General features: G+C 67.4%; 15 protein-coding genes. 3 read left to right on the plus strand and 12 right to left on the minus strand.

Annotation, left to right across the window (positions count from 1 at the left end; genetic code table 11):
• Window positions 1–150 precede the first annotated feature (150 nt).
• Complete coding sequence (locus ACCD06_RS02735) at window positions 151–807, plus strand: YitT family protein (RefSeq protein WP_109157311.1); 657 nt, start codon at window positions 151–153, stop codon at window positions 805–807.
• Window positions 808–841: 34 nt separating this feature from the next.
• Here ACCD06_RS02735 and ACCD06_RS02740 read toward each other — a convergent pair whose 3' ends face one another.
• From ACCD06_RS02740 to ACCD06_RS02755, 4 genes are all read right to left on the minus strand, one after another.
• Window positions 842–1,564 (minus strand): fused DSP-PTPase phosphatase/NAD kinase-like protein, encoded by a 723-nt coding sequence (locus ACCD06_RS02740; RefSeq protein ID WP_109154912.1) that lies wholly within the window; start codon window positions 1,562–1,564, stop codon window positions 842–844.
• 79 nt (window positions 1,565–1,643) lie between these two features.
• A complete protein-coding gene (locus ACCD06_RS02745) occupies window positions 1,644–2,642 on the minus strand; it encodes a hypothetical protein (RefSeq protein ID WP_413338599.1) in 999 nt (332 codons plus the stop codon).
• A gap of 5 nt (window positions 2,643–2,647) precedes the next feature.
• Window positions 2,648–3,706 (minus strand): hypothetical protein, encoded by a 1,059-nt coding sequence (locus ACCD06_RS02750; RefSeq protein WP_413338601.1) that lies wholly within the window; start codon window positions 3,704–3,706, stop codon window positions 2,648–2,650.
• Between the two features lie 109 nt (window positions 3,707–3,815).
• Window positions 3,816–5,330 carry a bifunctional metallophosphatase/5'-nucleotidase gene (locus ACCD06_RS02755; protein ID WP_413338603.1) on the minus strand — a complete coding sequence of 505 codons (1,515 nt, stop codon included), beginning with the start codon at window positions 5,328–5,330 and terminating at the stop codon, window positions 3,816–3,818.
• Window positions 5,331–5,504: 174 nt separating this feature from the next.
• On the opposite strand from ACCD06_RS02755, the gene ACCD06_RS02760 reads away from it, so the two are divergent.
• Window positions 5,505–6,203, plus strand: a complete 699-nt coding sequence (locus tag ACCD06_RS02760) for a type 1 glutamine amidotransferase (RefSeq protein ID WP_413338605.1) — start codon at window positions 5,505–5,507, stop codon at window positions 6,201–6,203.
• Here the strand turns inward: ACCD06_RS02760 and ACCD06_RS02765 are convergent.
• From ACCD06_RS02765 to ACCD06_RS02800, 8 genes are all read right to left on the minus strand, one after another.
• Entirely contained in the window at window positions 6,160–7,812 is a 1,653-nt protein-coding gene (locus ACCD06_RS02765; protein WP_413338607.1) for an NTP transferase domain-containing protein, read from the minus strand. The two genes, ACCD06_RS02760 and ACCD06_RS02765, sit on opposite strands and share 44 nt — an antisense overlap.
• 241 nt (window positions 7,813–8,053) lie before the next feature.
• Window positions 8,054–8,770 carry an XdhC family protein gene (locus ACCD06_RS02770; protein WP_413338609.1) on the minus strand — a complete coding sequence of 239 codons (717 nt, stop codon included), beginning with the start codon at window positions 8,768–8,770 and terminating at the stop codon, window positions 8,054–8,056.
• Window positions 8,767–9,096, minus strand: coding sequence for an XdhC family protein (locus tag ACCD06_RS02775; RefSeq protein ID WP_109155379.1), 330 nt, complete (start codon window positions 9,094–9,096; stop codon window positions 8,767–8,769). Before ACCD06_RS02775 ends, ACCD06_RS02770 begins: the two co-directional genes overlap by 4 nt.
• Window positions 9,093–10,310 carry a vWA domain-containing protein gene (locus tag ACCD06_RS02780; RefSeq protein WP_413338611.1) on the minus strand — a complete coding sequence of 406 codons (1,218 nt, stop codon included), beginning with the start codon at window positions 10,308–10,310 and terminating at the stop codon, window positions 9,093–9,095. Before ACCD06_RS02780 ends, ACCD06_RS02775 begins: the two co-directional genes overlap by 4 nt.
• Window positions 10,311–10,317: 7 nt before the next feature.
• Window positions 10,318–11,241 (minus strand): AAA family ATPase, encoded by a 924-nt coding sequence (locus tag ACCD06_RS02785; RefSeq protein WP_413338613.1) that lies wholly within the window; start codon window positions 11,239–11,241, stop codon window positions 10,318–10,320.
• A gap of 189 nt (window positions 11,242–11,430) precedes the next feature.
• Entirely contained in the window at window positions 11,431–12,222 is a 792-nt protein-coding gene (locus tag ACCD06_RS02790) for an FAD binding domain-containing protein (RefSeq protein ID WP_413338615.1), read from the minus strand.
• A 28-nt stretch (window positions 12,223–12,250) separates the two neighbouring features.
• Window positions 12,251–14,641 carry a xanthine dehydrogenase family protein molybdopterin-binding subunit gene (locus tag ACCD06_RS02795; RefSeq protein ID WP_413338617.1) on the minus strand — a complete coding sequence of 797 codons (2,391 nt, stop codon included), beginning with the start codon at window positions 14,639–14,641 and terminating at the stop codon, window positions 12,251–12,253.
• 67 nt (window positions 14,642–14,708) lie between these two features.
• Window positions 14,709–15,209 carry a (2Fe-2S)-binding protein gene (locus ACCD06_RS02800; protein WP_413338619.1) on the minus strand — a complete coding sequence of 167 codons (501 nt, stop codon included), beginning with the start codon at window positions 15,207–15,209 and terminating at the stop codon, window positions 14,709–14,711.
• A gap of 357 nt (window positions 15,210–15,566) precedes the next feature.
• Here ACCD06_RS02800 and ACCD06_RS02805 point away from each other — a divergent pair, with 357 nt between their 5' ends.
• Window positions 15,567–16,541: a TAXI family TRAP transporter solute-binding subunit gene (locus tag ACCD06_RS02805; RefSeq protein ID WP_413338621.1), complete on the plus strand. Its 975-nt coding sequence runs from the start codon at window positions 15,567–15,569 to the stop codon at window positions 16,539–16,541.
• Window position 16,542 lies beyond the last annotated feature (1 nt).

Here is a 16,542-nt window from a genome sequence, read left to right on the forward strand (position 1 = left end):
GGCTGGCACCAAAGGACCACCCCACCGGCCGCTCCCCAGCAAATCGCATAGCTCACCCCTTCGCCGAAGCGAAGTATGGATAGGTCAGCAGAAATGACCTATATTGGCGCTCGCGTGTAAACACACAGGCGACGCCAAGGGGTAGCTGGCATGACGAACAATTCCGTCTCGACCATTTCGTCATCCCCTGCATCAGTCACTTACGAGCGCCCGCGTGCGGCGCACAGTGTCTTTGACAATTTGCAAGGTCAACTGTTCGGCGTTGTCATGACGTCGTTCGGGATTGCCATTCTCCATGCCGCCGGACTGGTCACCGGGCAGGCGGCGGGGTTGGCCTTCGTGATTTCCTACGCGACGGGCGTGGATTTCGGACCTCTGTTCTTCCTGGTCAATCTGCCCTTCTATTTTCTCGCGCTGGCCCGCATCGGCGTCGGCTTCACCATCAGGTCGCTGGTCGCGGTGACTGGCATCGCCCTGCTGTCCGGCCTGCTGCCGACGATGATGAGTTTCAGCGCCATCAACCCCTATGTAGCGGCGGTGCTGGCCGGCTTCTGCGTCGGGATCGGCGTCATCGCGCTGTTCCGCCACGGCGCCAGCGGCGGCGGTGTCGGCATCCTCGCCTATTACCTGCAGGAGAAGACCGGGTTCCGCGCCGGCTGGCTGCAGGCGCTGTTCGATCTGGCGGTGTTCTCGGCCGCCGCCTTCGTTCTGGAGTGGCCGGCGCTGCTGGCGTCGATCCTGGGGGCTGCGGTGCTGAACGCCTTCGTCGCCTTCAATCACCGCGCCGACTGGTACGTTGCACGCTAAACAGAATAGGGCCCGGTGAAACGGGTGGGCCGCGCTATTCGCGGCCCAGCACCCGGTCGACCACCGCATCGGCCCATTCGCGCGACCGGAAGCTGGCCTTGGCCTCCACCGGGTCATAGACGCGCTCGACCCAATCCCAGAAGGCGATCGGGCGCTTCTGGTTGTAGGCGGCGTAGAGTTCGAAGAAGTAATCGAGAATGCCGGTCTTCGCCTGCTTGAAATGGCCGTATTTCCAAGACAGCTGCTTCATCGCCTGGTCGAGCGGCTGGCCTTCATGGGCGAACAGGTACAGCGTCGCCATGAAGCCGGCGCGGTCGGCGCCCGATTTGCAGTGCATCAGCGCCGGATAGGTCATGGTCTTGAACAACTCGCGCGCCTTCAGAAGGGTCTCCTTCTTCGGCATGTCGCGGGAGTTCACCGGAAAATCGACCAGTTCCAGCCCATGGGCGCGGCAGGCCTCCGCCTCCAGGATGTAGGAGGCGCAGTCGCGCGACCCGCGCAGGTTCAGGATCGTCTTCACCCCATTGCGCTTCGCCATCGCGATGTGCGACGGCGAGGGCTGGCTCGCCCGGTACATGTTGGGCGAGATGCGGTAGGTGTTGGAATAGATCAGCCGGAAACAGGCGTGATCGATGAACACGCTTTCCAGATGGCCGAGCGCCCGCTGCCACGGCGTCGCCATGCGGCTGCGGCCGCGCTTGATCGCGTCGGCCAGCGCGGTGGTGGTGACCGCCCGCAGGGTGCTTTTCTTCGCCAACTCCAAACCTTCCGACTCTGACGGAACGCCAACATAGGCATGGCCGGCGTTCCGTCAAGAACCCCATCACGCCAAAGCGTCAGGCGACCCTGTCCTGCAGCCGGACATACATGCCGTACTGCGCCGCCAGCGTCAGCACGATTTCCATGTAAAGATTGATCAGGCCGTTGGCGTAGAAGGCCGGGCAGCCGGTGTAATGGCGCTCCCCCGCCATCGCGATCGGTTCGATCAGGTCGGTGTTGAGGACGATCAGGTCCTTGTCCGGATCGTAGAGGAAGGCCGACTGGTCGGAACGCAGCGGGTGGATGGCCTGATGGTCGTCGGCCTCGATCTTTCCCGCCGCCATGAACTGGCACAGCATGCCAAGGCTGCCCATGGCGAGCGGCAGGACCTGTTTCAGGCTGCGGCGGGCGAGATCATCATAGGCCGCGGCGTCCAGCCCCGGACGCAGCAGCGGCGCCGCCTCCACCAGATTCCAGCAGACATGCAGCGCCGTGTGGCTGCCGGTCTTGGTGATCGACAGCATATCGTAGCCGGACGGCCCGTGCAGGACCGACTTCTGCAACTCGCGCCCCAGCACAAAGCCGGCGGCGGCCATGTCGGTGATGGTGCCTTCCGTCCGGCAGCGGTCCTCCTCCACCATCACCTTGATCGCCCAATCCTTGATGATGGCGTCCAGCAGATGGCAGACGGAATCGCGGAGGAAGCCGACCATGCGGTCGGGATCGGCGGCGGCCATGCCGTCGGGATCGGCGAAGTCCAGCCCATGCGGCGAGTCCGGCGGGGTCGACAGCAGCAGATGTCCGGACTCGTCCAGCGGCATGCGGGCGATGATGTGCTCCCGCAGATCGACATAGAGGAACCCCAGCAGCGTGTTGATCGCGACCTTCTCGAAATCCTCCTTGCGGGTGTCGGCATGGGCCGGGCAGTGGCCGGCCAGCGTCAGCAACTCTTCGCTCAGCAGGTACGCCGGCTCCTCGGCGATCCGGTGCAGGATCGGCGCGAGGCTGATCCGGGTCATCCCGGCTTCCTCATGTGCGCCGGCATAGGTCAGGGCGAAATCGTTGGTCCGGGCCATCGGGCTCAGCCCTCCTGCAGGCGGTCGTAGACGCCGTAGTCGAGCGCCAGCCCGGCGACGATGTCGAGATACAGCTTGATCAGGTTGGTGGTGTAGAAGGCCGGGCAGCCGGTGTAATAGCGCTCGCCCGGCTTGGCGAAGGTGACGATTGGATCGGCGTTCAGCCGGATCAGCCCGTTGGCGTCCAGCACGAAGGCCGTCTGGTCCTTGGGCAGCCGGTGGACGGCCAGCCCGTCGGCCGGCTCGATCCCGCTTTCCTCCATGTAATGGACCAGCATGCCCAGGCTGGCCATCGACAGCGGCACGATCTGCTTCAGGCTGCGGTGGACGAGATCGTCGTAGAAGGCGGCATCGCGCCCCGGCACCAGCAACGGCGCGGCCTCCACCATCGCCCAGCAGATGTGGATCGCGGTGTGGCTGCCGGTCTTGGTGATCGACAGCATGTCGTAGCCGGCACGCTGGTACAGCGGCGAATGCTCCAGCAGCGTGCGCAGGACGAAGGTCGCCGCCGCCTCCAGCGAGATCTCGCCGGAGCCCTGGGAGCGGAAATACTCTTCCTCGCGCACCAGATCGACGGCCCAGCCGGTGATGAGGCCATCCAGCAGGTGGCAGGTGGCGTCGCGCAGGACGGAGCAGAAGACGTCCGGCGCCGCCGCCGCCATGGCGGCGCGGTCGGCCGGGTCCAGCCCGTGCGGCGAGCGCGGCGGGATCGGCAGCATCGGCCGGCCATCCGCATCGAAAGGCAGCTTTTCGGCGATGTGGTCGCGCAGGCGGTTGAACAGCAGCGCGAGCAGGCTGTTGACCGCCACCTTGTCGGCGTCGTCCTGGGGAATGGGGGCCTGGGCGATCGGGGCTGCACCGTCCGCCGTTCCCTCGGCCTTGCCGGCATGGAACGGGCATTGCCCGGCGCCCTTGCGGAAGTCGTCGCTGAACAGGAAGTTCGGGTCGGACTGGATGCGCTGCAGGATATGGGCGATCGACACCCGGCCCAGCCCCGCCTCGCCATGGGCGGTGTTGAAGGTCTGGGCGAAGTCGTTGGAGCGGGCGGTCAGGGTGTCGGACATGCGGCGGCCTTCGGCGCGGATGTAGGGCGGACGGATTACCCTAGATGGAAATGCCGGCCGCGCGCAACGGAGTGTCGCCTTCGGGCTCTATAATGTCCCGGCCACTGCGTTATTTTGCCACGATCCGTCCCTCTACCGCGGGCGCGACCGTTTTCTTCGCCTCGACGTAATTCATCACGATGGTCGCCAGCAACACCGCGCCCGAGGCATCGACGATCACTTTGGCCCGCGGGAAGGCGGCATAGCCGTCGCCGCCCTTCAGCATGTAATCGTTGGTGGCGACGCGGTAGGTCGCCTGCGGGTCCAGCGGCTTGCCACCCACCATGATCGAGGTCACCCGCCGTCCGGCCGGAGCCTTGGGGTCATAGGTCATGGTCAGGCCGGAGACCTGCGGGAAGCGGCCGGCCTTCTCCTCCACCTTGCTGACGCCGTGTTCGAGGGTGGAGATCAGATCCTGCCCCGACATCTCCACCAGCACGCCGACATTGCCGAAGGGCAGTTCGGCGAAGATGTCCTTGCGGGTCAGTTTGGAGCCGGCGGGATGCAGCGCGTCGGCGCGGATGCCGCCGCCGTTGGTGATGGCGACATCGGCCTTCAGCGCGTCGCGCAGGGCGTCGGTGATCAGGTTGCCCATGCTGGCTTCGCGGCTGCGCACCACGTCCTTGCGGCTGTCGAGGTCCGTCGCCGTGGTGCCGATCACCGTGGCCAGATCGGTATCCAGGCGCTTGGTGTAGCCTTCCACCACCCCTTCCACCTGTGGGTCGGCGGCGACGCCGGCGGTGGTGACGAAGCGCCATTCGGTCGGCATGGTGGTCGTTGACGACCCCTTGCCCGACTCTTTGGTCTCGACCGCCAGCTTCACGACGCCGAGATACTGTGCGTCATGCCCGGCCTTGAGGATCAGGGTGGAGCCTTCATAGAAGCTGATCGGGTCATGGTCGTGGCCGCCCAGGATCAGGTCGATGCCCTTGACCTTGGCGGCCAGTTCCCGGTCCTCCGCGATGGTCAGGTGGGTCAGCGCCACCACGACCGAGGCCCCTTTGGAACGCAACTCCTTCACCGCCGCCGCGGCCGTTTCCAGCACCGGAGAGAAGCTCACGCTCGGCCCGGCGCTCGACAGGCGGGCGCTGTCGGGGGTGATCAGGCCGATGAAGCCGACGGCGATGCCGTCGATGGTCCTGGTCCAGTTCGGCACCGTGCCGGCGAAGGCGGAGCCGTCGGCCGACCGGACGTTGCTGCCGATCCAGGGGAACTTCGATTCGGCCATGCGCTGCTTCAGCGCATCGGGGCCGAAGTCGAATTCATGGTTGCCGAAGGTCACCGCATCGACGCCGATGGCGTTGAACAGCGCGATCATCTGCTCGCCCCGCGTCGTGCCCGACAGCAGCGACGGCGACAGGAAATCGCCGCCGACCGTGGTGATCGCATCGGGCGCCGCCGCGCGCTCGCGCTTCAGCAGGGTCATCAGCGGCCCGAAGCCGCCCTGTCCCTTCACCGGCGCGATCTCGTACACGTCGTTGACGTGCAGGAAGGTCAGCGTGCCGTTTTGCGCCCAACTGGGCAGGGCGGCACCGAAGATGACGGCGAACAGTGGAATGGCGATCAGGCGGAAACGGAACGGCATGGAGAACGGACCTCCGAGGACATGCCTGTGTATTCTAGATCAGCTTTGCCCCGCCGCGCATAGCGGCTTTGCGGCGCGGAGCATGAGATCGGGAGCGGCTGCGGCTTGAACTCCGCCTGCGACGGTCTCACAACTTGATGACAGCCTTACCAACGACGCGAGCCGAGCAGACCCATGCGCATCCTGGTCGTTCAGAACAGCCGAACCGCTCCCATCGGTCTGGTGGGCGATGCGCTGACCGACAACGGCGCGACCCTCCACACCGTCGCCGCCAACGAAGGCGAGGCGATCCCCGATAAGGACGGCTATGCCGGCCTCGTCGTGCTGGGCGGCCCGCAGGATGCCTGGAACGACGAGAAGGGGCCGCATTTCGGTCGGGTGATGGAGACGATCCGCGACTTCACCGACGCCGACCGGCCGGTGATGGGCATCTGCCTCGGCGCGCAGCTGGCGGCCCGCGCCTATGGCGCCAAGGTCTACCGCCACACCACGCCGGAACTGGGAATCCATCGCGTCAGCCTGACCGACGGCGCGCAGGACGACCCGCTGCTGGCAGGGTTCGGTCCGGAGCTGAACCTCGCCCAGTGGCACTACGACACCTTCGAGTTTCCCGACGGCGCCGTTCCGCTGGCCACCAGCGAGGCCTGCGACCGGCAGGCCTTCCGCCTCGGCCGCGCCACCTACGGCTTCCAGTTCCACCCCGAGGCCACCGGCGACATCCTGCGCGGCTGGGCCTCGCGCATCCGGGAGGAGGCGCGGGAAAGCAACGCCGAGATGCTGCACAGTCTGGAGGACTCCATCGCCACCCACCTGCCGGTGGCGGAGCGCTTCACCCGCGCGATGACCCGGCGCTGGCTGGATCTGGCGCGCTGACGGTTTCGCTGAAACGGGCCAGCAGGTCGGGGGTATCGACGTCGTAGAGGATTCCGGCATCGTCCACCGGCACCTCGCATAGCCGGTCGGCATGCTGGCCGATCAGCCGCTTCGCCCCGGCGTCCCCCGTCAGCGCCGCCATCTCCGTGAAGAAGGCGCGGTCCCACAGCACCGGGTTCCCCTGCTTGCCGTGGGTGGTGGGAATGCAGATGGCGCGGCCTTCCACCGGGCTGTAGGCGGCGATCAGCCGGTCGATCACGGCGGACGCCACCCGCGGCATGTCGCCCAGGCACACCACCACCGCATCGGATTCGCTGGGCACCGCCCCCAGACCGGCGCGCAGCGAGCTGCTCAGCCCCTCGGCGAACGCGGGATTGTGGACGAAGGTGACGGGCCGGTCGGCCAGCGCCCGCGCCACGCTTTCCCCCTGGTGGCCGGTGACGACGATGACGTTGGCGGCTTGCGAAGCCAGCGCCGCATCCACGGCGCGGGCGACCAGCGGCGCGCCGTTGACCTCGGCCAGCAGCTTGTTGGTCGGACCCATGCGGCTGGAGCGGCCGGCGGCCAGCACCAGGGCGGTGACGCGCGGCGCGCGGGGCGTCTCGGTCGAGACACCCGCCCGTGGCAGGGGGCGTGTCGGAATCTCGGCGAGCAGCCCGCCGACGCCCATCCGCATCACCTCGGTGCGGCTCGGCGGAATGCCGGCGGCGATGCGCTGCAGCACCCAATCGAAGCCGTTCAGCTTGGGCGAGCGCGCGCAGCCCGGCAGTCCCAGCACCGGCTTGCCCTCGCGCCGGGCCAGAAGCAGCAGGTTGCCGGGATCGACCGGCATGCCGAAATGCTCCACCACGCCGCCGGCCCGCTCGATGGCCGCCGGCAGCACGTCGCGCCGGTCGGTGATGGCCGACGCGCCGGCGATCAGCAGCAGGTCGGCCGGCGGCGCCTCTGCGATCTCAGCCGCCAGCGCCGCCTCGTCATGGTCGCAGCGCGACTCATGGATCAGCGTGCCGCCGAGCGCCTCGACCCGCTCCCGTGTGACGTTGACGGTCTTGTCGAGCACGCTGTCCTTCACCCCCGGCAGCCGCGTCTGGATCAGCGCCACCGACAGCGGGCGATAGGGCAGGACGGCCAGTGGCGGCGGCCCGTCGGCGGCGATGTGTTCCGCCTGCTCCACCGCGTCGGCGGGGGCGGCGAAGGGGATGATCTTGACGGTGGCCAGCATCTGGCCGGGCTCGACGGCAGCGAAGTCGGGCAGGGTGGCGATGGTGACGCTCTCGTCGATTTCGTTGATGGCGTCGATGCGGGCGGTGTCGAGGCGCAGAAGCCCATGCGCTTCGGCGAACAGGTTGACCCGGCCGGTGAAGGCGGCGGCGACCTGGACGGAGCCGCCGGCCATGACGGCGGCGATGCGGGTGGCGGCGGCATCCTCGGCGATGTCGCTGTCGGACAGCTTGGCGGCGATCACCTCCGAAACGCCGGCCGCGCGCAGGGCAGTGACGTCATCGGCCGACAGCCGGCGGCCCTTCTTGAAGGCGAGCCCGCTCAGGCGCAGGGAATGGGCGAGGATCGCACCCTCGGCATCGGACAGGGGAAGCGGGCCGAAGAACATGGGGGCTCCGGATGGGCACGGTCGGTGTATGTCCACGGATATGGCGACCGGTCCGGAGCGGGGCAATGGGCGGAAGGTATGGGGTGGGTGAGGCGCTGGGACGGGGAGGTGTCAGCTTCGAATGCCCCCACCTAACCTCCCCCGCTGGGCGGGGAGGGACTGCCGCCGAACGCCGACAAAAGTCCAATCCCCTCCCCCGCCCAGCGGGGGAGGGTCAGGGTGGGGGCAACCGAGCGACCACTCAGCAGGGATGGTTCTCCCCCCGCCGTACGCAGGTGATCTGCCCCATGATCGCGATCGCGATCTCCGCCGGGGTGACGGCGCCGATCGAGAGCCCGACCGGGCCGCGGATGCACTTCACCTCGGCCTCGCTCAGCCCCTCGTCGCGCAGGCGGTCCAGGCGCAGGGCGTGGGTGCGCTTGCTGCCCAGCGCGCCGACATAGAAGGCGGGAGAGCGCAGCGCCGCCACCAGCGCCGGGTCGTCCAGCTTGGGGTCGTGCGTCAGGGTGACCACGGCGGTGCGGGCGTCGGGCTTCAGCTCCGCCAGCGCCTCGTCCGGCCACAGGTGGTTCAGCTTGACGCCGGGGAAGCGCGCCTCGGTCGCGAAGGCGCCCCGCGGGTCGATCACCGTCACGTCATAGCCGGTCAGCGCCGCCACCGGGGCCAGCGCCTGGGCGATGTGCACGGCGCCGACGATCAGCAACCGCATCGCCGGATTGTGGACATGCACGAACAGGCGGAAGCCGTCCTCGTCCTGCGGATCGACCAGCAGGCCGGAGCGGTCCTGGCGGATGCGCCGGCGCACCTCGTCCAGCAGGTCGGACTCAAGCCCGAAGCCGCCATGGACGGTGTCCTCGTAAACCAGGGTCTGGAGGCCGGTGTTGAGATCGGTCACCAGGGCGGCTGGGATCGCTGCGGCCTTCGCCGCGAGCAGCCGGTCCAGAATATCGCGTTTCATTCCACGGCCTCGACATAGACCTGCACCTGCCCGCCGCAGGCCAGCCCGACTTCCCAGGCCATTTCGTTGGTGATGCCGAAGGACAGCAGGCGCGGTTCGCCGTCCTCCATCGATTTGGCGGCCTCGTGCGCCACGGCGCTCTCGATGCAGCCGCCGGACACGGACCCGGCCATCGACCCGCGGTCATCGACCGCCATCTGGCTGCCGACCGGCCGCGGCGAGGAGCCCCAGGTCGACACGACGGTCGCCAGGGCCACCCTGCGGCCGGCGGCGCGCCATGCGGCCGCTTGCTCCACGATGTTGTCCGCCATCAGGGTGTCGTTCATCCCGCCGCCTCCTTCAACCAGCGGCGCAAGCCCGGGCTCCGACGCGGACCATCGGCCGACAGGACACCGGCCAGATCCGCGAGGCTGTTCAGGCTGTGGGCCGCAAGAAAATCGTCCACATGCGGCAGCAGCGCCCGGATGCCCGAGGATTTCGGCGCGAAGCCTTCCCAGCGCAACAAAGGATTCAGCCAGACGAGCCGCCGACAGCTTTTGTGCAACCGATCGGCCTCTGCCGCAAGCCCTTCCCCTGCATCCCTGTCCAGCCCGTCGGTAATGAGAAGCACCACGGCACCCTGGCCCAGCACTCGCCGCGCCCACGTCCGGTTGAAGGCGTGCAGTGCGGTGCCGATCCGCGTGCCGCCGGACCAGTCCGCGACCGCCCCCGACACGGCGTCCAGAGCCACATCGACGTCCTTGTGCCGCAAGTGGCGGGTGATGTTGGTCAGCCGCGTGCCGAAGACGAAGCTGTAGACCCGGTCGCGGTCGTTGGTCACCGCATGCATGAAATGCAGCAGCATCCGCGAATAGCGGGTCATCGAGCCGGAGATGTCGCACAGCACCACCAGCGGCGGCGGCCGGGTGCGGCGGCGCTTGCGGGCAAGGTCCGACAGGTCGCCGCCGGTGCGCAGCATCCGCCGCAGCGTGGCGCGCGGATCGACGCGCGGCCCCGTCGGGTCGGACCGGTAGCGCCGCGTCGTGACCTCGGCCAGCGGCAGGGCGAGGCGGGACAGCAGGCGCTTGGCCTGCGCCATCTCCTCCCCCGTCATCTTCTCGAAATCCTTGTCCTGCAGCCGTTCGGCGGCGGAAACGGTAAAGGAGGCGTCGACCTCGATCTCGGTCTTGTCCGGCTCCTCCTGTTCGGCGCCGCTGCCGTGCAGGGCCTCGGCAAGGCGCTGCGCCATCTCCGGCTGGTCGGGCGGCGCCTCCGTCCGCACCCTCGGCAGCATCAGCGACATCATCTTCTTCAGGATGTCGGGATTGCGCCAGAAGACGTGGAAGGCCTGGTCGAACAGCTCGCTCTGGTCGTGACGGTTCACGAAGATGGCGTGCAGCGCCCAATAGAAATCGGTGCGGTTGGTCAGGCCGACCGCCTCCACCGCCTCCACTGCCTGCAACACCTTGCCGGGCCCAACCGGCAGGCCGGCGGCGCGCAGCGCGCGGGCGAAATGCATCAGGTTGAGGGTGAGTCGGCCGGCCGGCGCGTCGTCCGTCATGGCGGCCTCAGCGCGCGGTGGTGGCGGCCAGCTCGGTCTTGACCTGGGTCAGGATGCGCGCCGCCTCGCTGCCCTGGATGCGGGCGATGTCGTCCTGGTATTTCAGCAGCGTGCCCAGCGTGTCGTTGATGACGGAGGGCTCCAGTTCCAACTGGTTCAACTCCACCAGCGCTTGCGCCCAATCGAGCGTCTCCGCCACGCCCGGTGCCTTGTAGAGGTCCATGCCGCGCAAATTCTGGACGAAGCCGACCACCTGGGCGGCCAGCCGCGCGTCGGCCTGCGGCGCCTTGACCGCCAGGATCTCCCGCTCGCGCGCAGCGCTGGGGTAATCAACCCAATGGTAGAAGCAGCGCCGCTTCAGCGCGTCGTGAATCTCGCGCGTGCGGTTGGAGGTGAGGATGACGATGGGCGGCTCTGGCGCATGGACGGTGCCGAATTCCGGGATCGAGACCTGATAATCCGACAGAATCTCCAGCAGGTAGGCCTCGAACGGTTCGTCGGTGCGGTCCAGTTCGTCGATCAGCAGCACCGGCGGCCCGGCAAGGTCCGGTTCCAATGCCTGCAGCAGCGGGCGCTTGACCAGGAAGCGCTCGGAAAACAGGTCGGATGCCAGGGATTCGCGGTCCTGCCCTCCGGAAGCCTCGGCCAGCCGAATTTCCATCATCTGGCGGGCATAGTTCCATTCATAGACGGCGGACGACGCGTCCAGCCCCTCATAGCATTGCAGCCGCAGCAACTTGCGCCCGAGCGTCGCCGACAGGACCTTGGCGATCTCGGTCTTGCCGACACCGGCCTCTCCTTCGAGGAACAGCGGACGCTTCAGCTTCAGTGCCAGGAACAACGCGGTCGCCAGCGAACGGTCCGCGACGTAAGAGCCGCGGGTGAGAAGCGCCAGCGTGTCATCGACGGTGGCGGGGAGGGGGGTGGTCATAGAGGGCCTTGAAGATGGACAAGAAACGCCCTCTCCCGCCCCGGGAGAGGGAGGGGACCCACCGAAGGTGGGGAGGGTGAGGGGTAAGGCAAGAATCCAAGAGCGCATGGTTTCTTGCACTACCCCTCACCCTTCCCACCGCTTCGCGGCGGGCCCCTTCCCTCTCCCGGGGCGGGAGAGGGAGCCAAATCACCCCGCCGCTTCGACCGCCCGCTTCGCCATCACGGTGACGAGGTGGGCGCGGTAGTCGGCGCTGGCGTGGATGTCGGCGTTCAGGCCGTCGGCCTCCACAGACAGGCCGTTCAGCGCCTCCGCCCGGAAGTCGGCGGCGAGCGCGCTTTCGAACGCCTCGGCGCGGAAGACCGAGCCGGCGGCACCGGTCACCGCCACCCGCACCTCGGCACCGAACCTCGCGACGAAGACACCGACGATGGCGTAGCGGCTGGCCGGGTTGCGGAACTTGGCGTAGGCCGCCTTGTCGGGACGGGAGAAGCGCACCGACTTGACGATCTCGCCCGGCTCCAGCGCGGTTTCGAACATGCCGGTGAAGAAATCGTCGCCGGCGATGGTGCGGCGGTCGGTGGTGACCGTCGCCTTCAGCGCCACCACCGCCGACGGATAGTCGGCCGACGGGTCGGCGTTGGCGATAGAGCCGCCCATCGTGCCCATGTTGCGGACCTGCCGGTCGCCGATGCCCTCGGCAAGGCTGGCCAGCGACGGGATCACCCGCTTGACGAGGTCGGAGTGGGCGACCTCCGCATGGCGGGTGAAGGCGCCGATCTCCAGCCCGCCGTCCGCCTCGCGGATGCCCTTCAGTTCCGGAATGGCGCCGAGGTCGATCAGGTCGGTCGGCCGGGCGAGGCGCTGCTTCAGCGTCGGCAGCAGGGTCTGGCCGCCACCGAGCAGCTTGGCGTCTTCCGCCTGGATGGCGGCCGCCGCGTCGGCAAGCGATGTCGGCCGTTGGTACGTGAACGCGTACATTCTCTAGCCTCCTTCTTCTTCGGCCGTCTTATTCCGCCGCCATGGCGGGAGCAGCGTCGCGGATGGTCCGCCAGACCTTCTCCGGCGTCGCCGGCATGTCCATGTGGGTGACGCCATAGTCCGACAGCGCGTCCACCACCGCGTTCATTACGGCGGCGGCGGCACCGATGGTCCCGGCCTCGCCACAGCCCTTCACGCCCAGCGGGTTGTGGGTGCAGGGCTGGTCCTCATGATAGCGCACGGTGAAGGATGGGACATCGTCCGCCCGCGGCATGCAATAGTCCATGTAGGAGCCGGTAACGAGCTGGCCCGATTCCTCGTCATAGACGCAGTTCTCGTACAGCGCCTGCCCGATGCCCTGGACAAGGCCGCCATGCACCTGCCCCTCGACGATCAGCGGGTTGATGACGTTGCCGAAGTCATCCACCGCGGCGAAGCTGACGATGGTGGTGACGCCGGTGTCGGGGTCGATCTCCACCTCGCAGACATGGCAGCCGTTGGGATAGGTGAAGTTCTTCGGATCGTAGAAGGCCTGTTCGTCCAGCCCCGGCTCCAGCTCGTCCAGCGGGAAATTGTGGGGGACATAAGCCTGCAGGGCGATGTCGCCGATGCCCAGGCTCTTGTCGGTGCCGGCGACGGTGAAGCGGCCCTCCTTGACCTCGATGTCGGTCTCGGCGGCCTCCAGCATGTGGGCGGCGATCTTCTTCGCCTTGCGTTCCACCTTGTCCATCGCCTTCACCAAGGCCGAGCCGCCGACCGCGAGGGACCGCGAGCCGTAGGTGCCCATGCCGAAGGGGATCTTGTTGGTGTCGCCGTGGACGATTTCGACATTCTCGATCGGGATGCCGAAGCGCTCCGCCACGATCTGGGCGAAGGTGGTCTCATGGCCCTGGCCGTGGCTGTGAGATCCGGTGAAGACCGTCACCGAACCCGTTGGATGGAAACGGACTTCCGCGCATTCATAAAGTCCTGCGCGAGCACCGAGCGCACCGGCGACATTGCTGGGGGCGATGCCGCAGGCCTCGATGTAGGTGGCGAATCCGATGCCGCGCAGCTTGCCCCGCGCCTTCGATTCGGCCCGGCGCTGCTGGAAGCCGGGGTAGTCGACCAGCGGCAGGGCGATGTCCAGGTTCTTGGCGAAATCGCCGGTGTCGTATTGCAATGCCACCGGTGTCTGGTAGGGCATCGCCTCCTTCGGAACGAAGTTGCGGCGGCGGATTTCGGTCTTGTCCATGCCCATCACGCCGGCGGCGACATCGACAATCCGTTCGATCAGATAGCAGGCCTCCGGCCGGCCGGCGCCGCGATAGGCGTCCACTGGCGCGGTGTTGGTGAAGACCGCCTTGACCTCGGCATAGATCGCCGGGGTCTTGTACTGGCCGGCCAGCAGGGTGGCGTAGAGATAGGTCGGGATCGACGGCGCGAAGGTCGACAGATAGGCGCCGAGATTGGCCAGCGTCGAGACGCGCAGCGCCAGGAAATTGCCGTCGGCGTCCATCGCCAGCTCGGCATGGCTGACATGGTCGCGGCCATGCGCGTCGGTCAGGAAGCTTTCGGAGCGGTCGGCGGTCCATTTCACCGGCCGGCCAACCTTGCGCGCCGCCCAGGTGACGACGGCCTCCTCGCCGTAATGGAAGATCTTCGACCCGAAACCGCCGCCGACGTCCGGCGCCACCACCCGCAGCTTGTGCTCTGGAATGCCCAGCACGAAGGCGCCCATCAGCAGGCGCGTGACGTGCGGGTTCTGGCTGGTGGTGGTCAGGGTGTATTCACCGGTCGACTGGTCGTATTCGCCCATTGCCGCCCGCGGTTCCATCGCGTTCGGGACCAGACGCTGGTTGACCAGATCGATCTTGGCGACATGGGCGGCGTTGGCGAAGGCGGCGTCCACTGCGGCCTGATCGCCCAGATGCCAGTCGTAGCAGACATTGCCCGGCGCATCGTCATGGACCAGCGGCGCGCCGCCGTCGATGGCGCGGGTGGAGGAACCCACCGCCGGCAGTTCCTCGTAATCGACCACCACCATCTCGGCGGCGTCGCGCGCCTGCTCGCGGGTTTCGGCGATCACCACCGCCACCGCGTCGCCGACATAGCGCACGCGGTCGCGCGCCAGCGGATAATGCGGCGGCTCCTTCATCGGCGAGCCGTCCTTGGAGTGGATCTGCCAGCCGCAGGGCAGGCTGCCGACCTTGTCGGCCTCCATGTCGGCCCCGGTCAGCACGGCGACCACGCCCGGCATCGCTGCCGCGTCGGCGAAGTCGATGCCCAGGATGCGGGCATGGGCATAGGGGGAGCGCACATGCACCGCATGGGTCATGTTCGGGCGCTTGAAATCGTCTGTGTAGTTGCCGCGGCCGGTCAGAAAGCGCTGGTCTTCGCGCCGGCGCACCGAGGCGCCGATGCCATTGGGGTTCGCCATCTCGTGTTTCCTCCCACAGGAACGCTGAAGATGCGGAAATGCCTGCTTCTTGCTGGGCTTATCGCCCTTATTCGGCCGCGACCGGCGCCGCTTGCGCTCCCGCCATCGCCTCGGCACCCGCCTTCACCGCCTTGACGATGTTGTGATAGCCGGTGCAGCGGCAGATGTTGCCCTCCAGCCCCTCGCGGATCTCGGCCTCGGTCGGATTCGGGTTCTCGCGGACCAGATCGACCGCGCTCATCACCATGCCCGGCGTGCAGAAGCCGCACTGCAGGCCGTGATGCTCGCGGAAGGCGGCCTGCATCGGGTGCAGCGTGCCGTCGGCCGCCGCCAGCCCCTCGATCGTCGTCACCTCCGCCCCGTTGGCCTGGACGGCCAGCGCGGTGCAGGACTTCACCGATCGGCCGTCGACATGGACGACGCAGGCGCCGCACTGGCTGGTGTCGCAGCCGACATGGGTGCCCGTCAGGCCGAGATGCTCGCGCAGGAAGGCGACGAGCAGGGTTCGCTCCTCCACCTCGCGCGAGACCGTCTTGCCATTGACGGTCATCGATACGGTACAGGACATCGGTTTTCCTCCCGCTGGCTGAAGTCTGGCTTGCAGTCGTATGGCGTGCAGTTGGGACTGTTCACTGTCGTTCGACGCGCCGCCGGCCGGGGGCAGGCCCAGGGCTATACCGGTGTCCGCTTCGGCCGGCGGTCTTCCGCCACAAGGATAGGGGGTGTCTGCCCGTCGAGGTCAAGGAGCCTGTGCATGCCTTGGCCGAAAGAATGGCATGTGAACGGTCATTATGTCGGATTGTACGTACTGGCGCGCAATTTTGTGGCGCGTTACAGTGGGTTGGGGCTGCCCATGGCTATGGGTGTGCAAACAAATCCGCCCGGCAACGATCCGGGCGCAGCAACGATAATGGGGAGAGCCGCTATGAATCGCCCATCCGTGAAGCGTCACCTTCTGGCCCTGTGCACGGCCGCCGGCCTTGGCGTCAGCCTTGGACTCGCCGCCCTGCCGGCCAAGGCGGAGACCTTCATCACCGTTCTGACCGGCGGCACCAGCGGGGTCTATTATCCGCTCGGCGTGGCGCTGTCGAACGTGTACGGCAAGGCGCTGCCGGGGGCCAAGGTGACGGCGCAGGCGACCAAGGCGTCTGTGGAAAACCTGAACCTGCTGCAGGCCGGCCGTGGCGAGATCGGCTTCACGCTCGGTGATTCGCTGAGCGATGCCTGGAAGGGCAACGAGGAGGTCGGCTTCAAGCAGAAGCTGGACAAGCTGCGGACCATCGCCGCCATCTATCCCAACTACATCCAGGTCGTCGCCAGTAAGGATTCGGGCATTAAGACGCTGGCCGACCTGAAGGGCAAGCGGGTGTCGGTCGGCGCGCCGAAGTCGGGGACGGAGCTGAACGCGCGCGCCATCTTCAACGCCGCCGGCCTGGCCTACAAGGATTTCGCCAAGACCGAATATCTGCCCTTCGGCGAATCGGTCGATCTCATCAAGAACCGCCAATTGGATGCGACGCTGATTTCCGCCGGCCTCGGCGTGGCGGCGATCAAGGATCTGTCGTCGTCGCAGGAGATCACCGTCGTCAGCATCCCGGCCGACGTGGTGCAGAAGGTCGGCGACGCCGCCTACATCACCGAGACGATCCCGGCCGGCACCTATCCCGGCCAGGATGCCGATGTGCCGACCGCCGCGGTCCGCAACCTGCTGGTCAGCCATTCCGGGGTGTCGGACGACGCCGCCTATGCGATGACCAAGACGCTGTTCGAGAATCTGGACGCGCTGGCCGCCGCCCATGTCGCCGCCAAGCAGATCAAGCTCGACAAGACCGCCACCCAGTCTCCGGTGCCGTTCCACCCCGGCGCCGTCAAGTACTACAAGGAAAAGGGGCTGATGTAAG

The sequence above is a fragment of the Azospirillum sp. CT11-132 genome (genome assembly GCF_047302835.1).
In the GTDB taxonomy this organism is placed as follows: domain Bacteria; phylum Pseudomonadota; class Alphaproteobacteria; order Azospirillales; family Azospirillaceae; genus Azospirillum.

Excerpts from the sequence above, each read along its gene's own strand:
- ACCD06_RS02795 (WP_413338617.1), bottom strand. The coding sequence starts at position 14,641 with ATGGCGAACCCCAATGGCATCGGCGCCTCGGTGCGCCGGCGCGAAGAC.
- ACCD06_RS02750 (WP_413338601.1), bottom strand. The coding sequence starts at position 3,706 with ATGTCCGACACCCTGACCGCCCGCTCCAACGACTTCGCCCAGACCTTC.
- ACCD06_RS02785 (WP_413338613.1), bottom strand. The coding sequence starts at position 11,241 with ATGACCACCCCCCTCCCCGCCACCGTCGATGACACGCTGGCGCTTCTC.
- ACCD06_RS02745 (WP_413338599.1), bottom strand. The coding sequence starts at position 2,642 with ATGGCCCGGACCAACGATTTCGCCCTGACCTATGCCGGCGCACATGAG.
- ACCD06_RS02735 (WP_109157311.1), top strand. The coding sequence starts at position 151 with ATGACGAACAATTCCGTCTCGACCATTTCGTCATCCCCTGCATCAGTC.
- ACCD06_RS02770 (WP_413338609.1), bottom strand. The coding sequence starts at position 8,770 with ATGAAACGCGATATTCTGGACCGGCTGCTCGCGGCGAAGGCCGCAGCG.
- ACCD06_RS02755 (WP_413338603.1), bottom strand. The coding sequence starts at position 5,330 with ATGCCGTTCCGTTTCCGCCTGATCGCCATTCCACTGTTCGCCGTCATC.
- ACCD06_RS02805 (WP_413338621.1), top strand. The coding sequence starts at position 15,567 with ATGAATCGCCCATCCGTGAAGCGTCACCTTCTGGCCCTGTGCACGGCC.
- ACCD06_RS02760 (WP_413338605.1), top strand. The coding sequence starts at position 5,505 with ATGCGCATCCTGGTCGTTCAGAACAGCCGAACCGCTCCCATCGGTCTG.
- ACCD06_RS02800 (WP_413338619.1), bottom strand. The coding sequence starts at position 15,209 with ATGTCCTGTACCGTATCGATGACCGTCAATGGCAAGACGGTCTCGCGC.
- ACCD06_RS02765 (WP_413338607.1), bottom strand. The coding sequence starts at position 7,812 with ATGTTCTTCGGCCCGCTTCCCCTGTCCGATGCCGAGGGTGCGATCCTC.
- ACCD06_RS02790 (WP_413338615.1), bottom strand. The coding sequence starts at position 12,222 with ATGTACGCGTTCACGTACCAACGGCCGACATCGCTTGCCGACGCGGCG.
- ACCD06_RS02775 (WP_109155379.1), bottom strand. The coding sequence starts at position 9,096 with ATGAACGACACCCTGATGGCGGACAACATCGTGGAGCAAGCGGCCGCA.
- ACCD06_RS02780 (WP_413338611.1), bottom strand. The coding sequence starts at position 10,310 with ATGACGGACGACGCGCCGGCCGGCCGACTCACCCTCAACCTGATGCAT.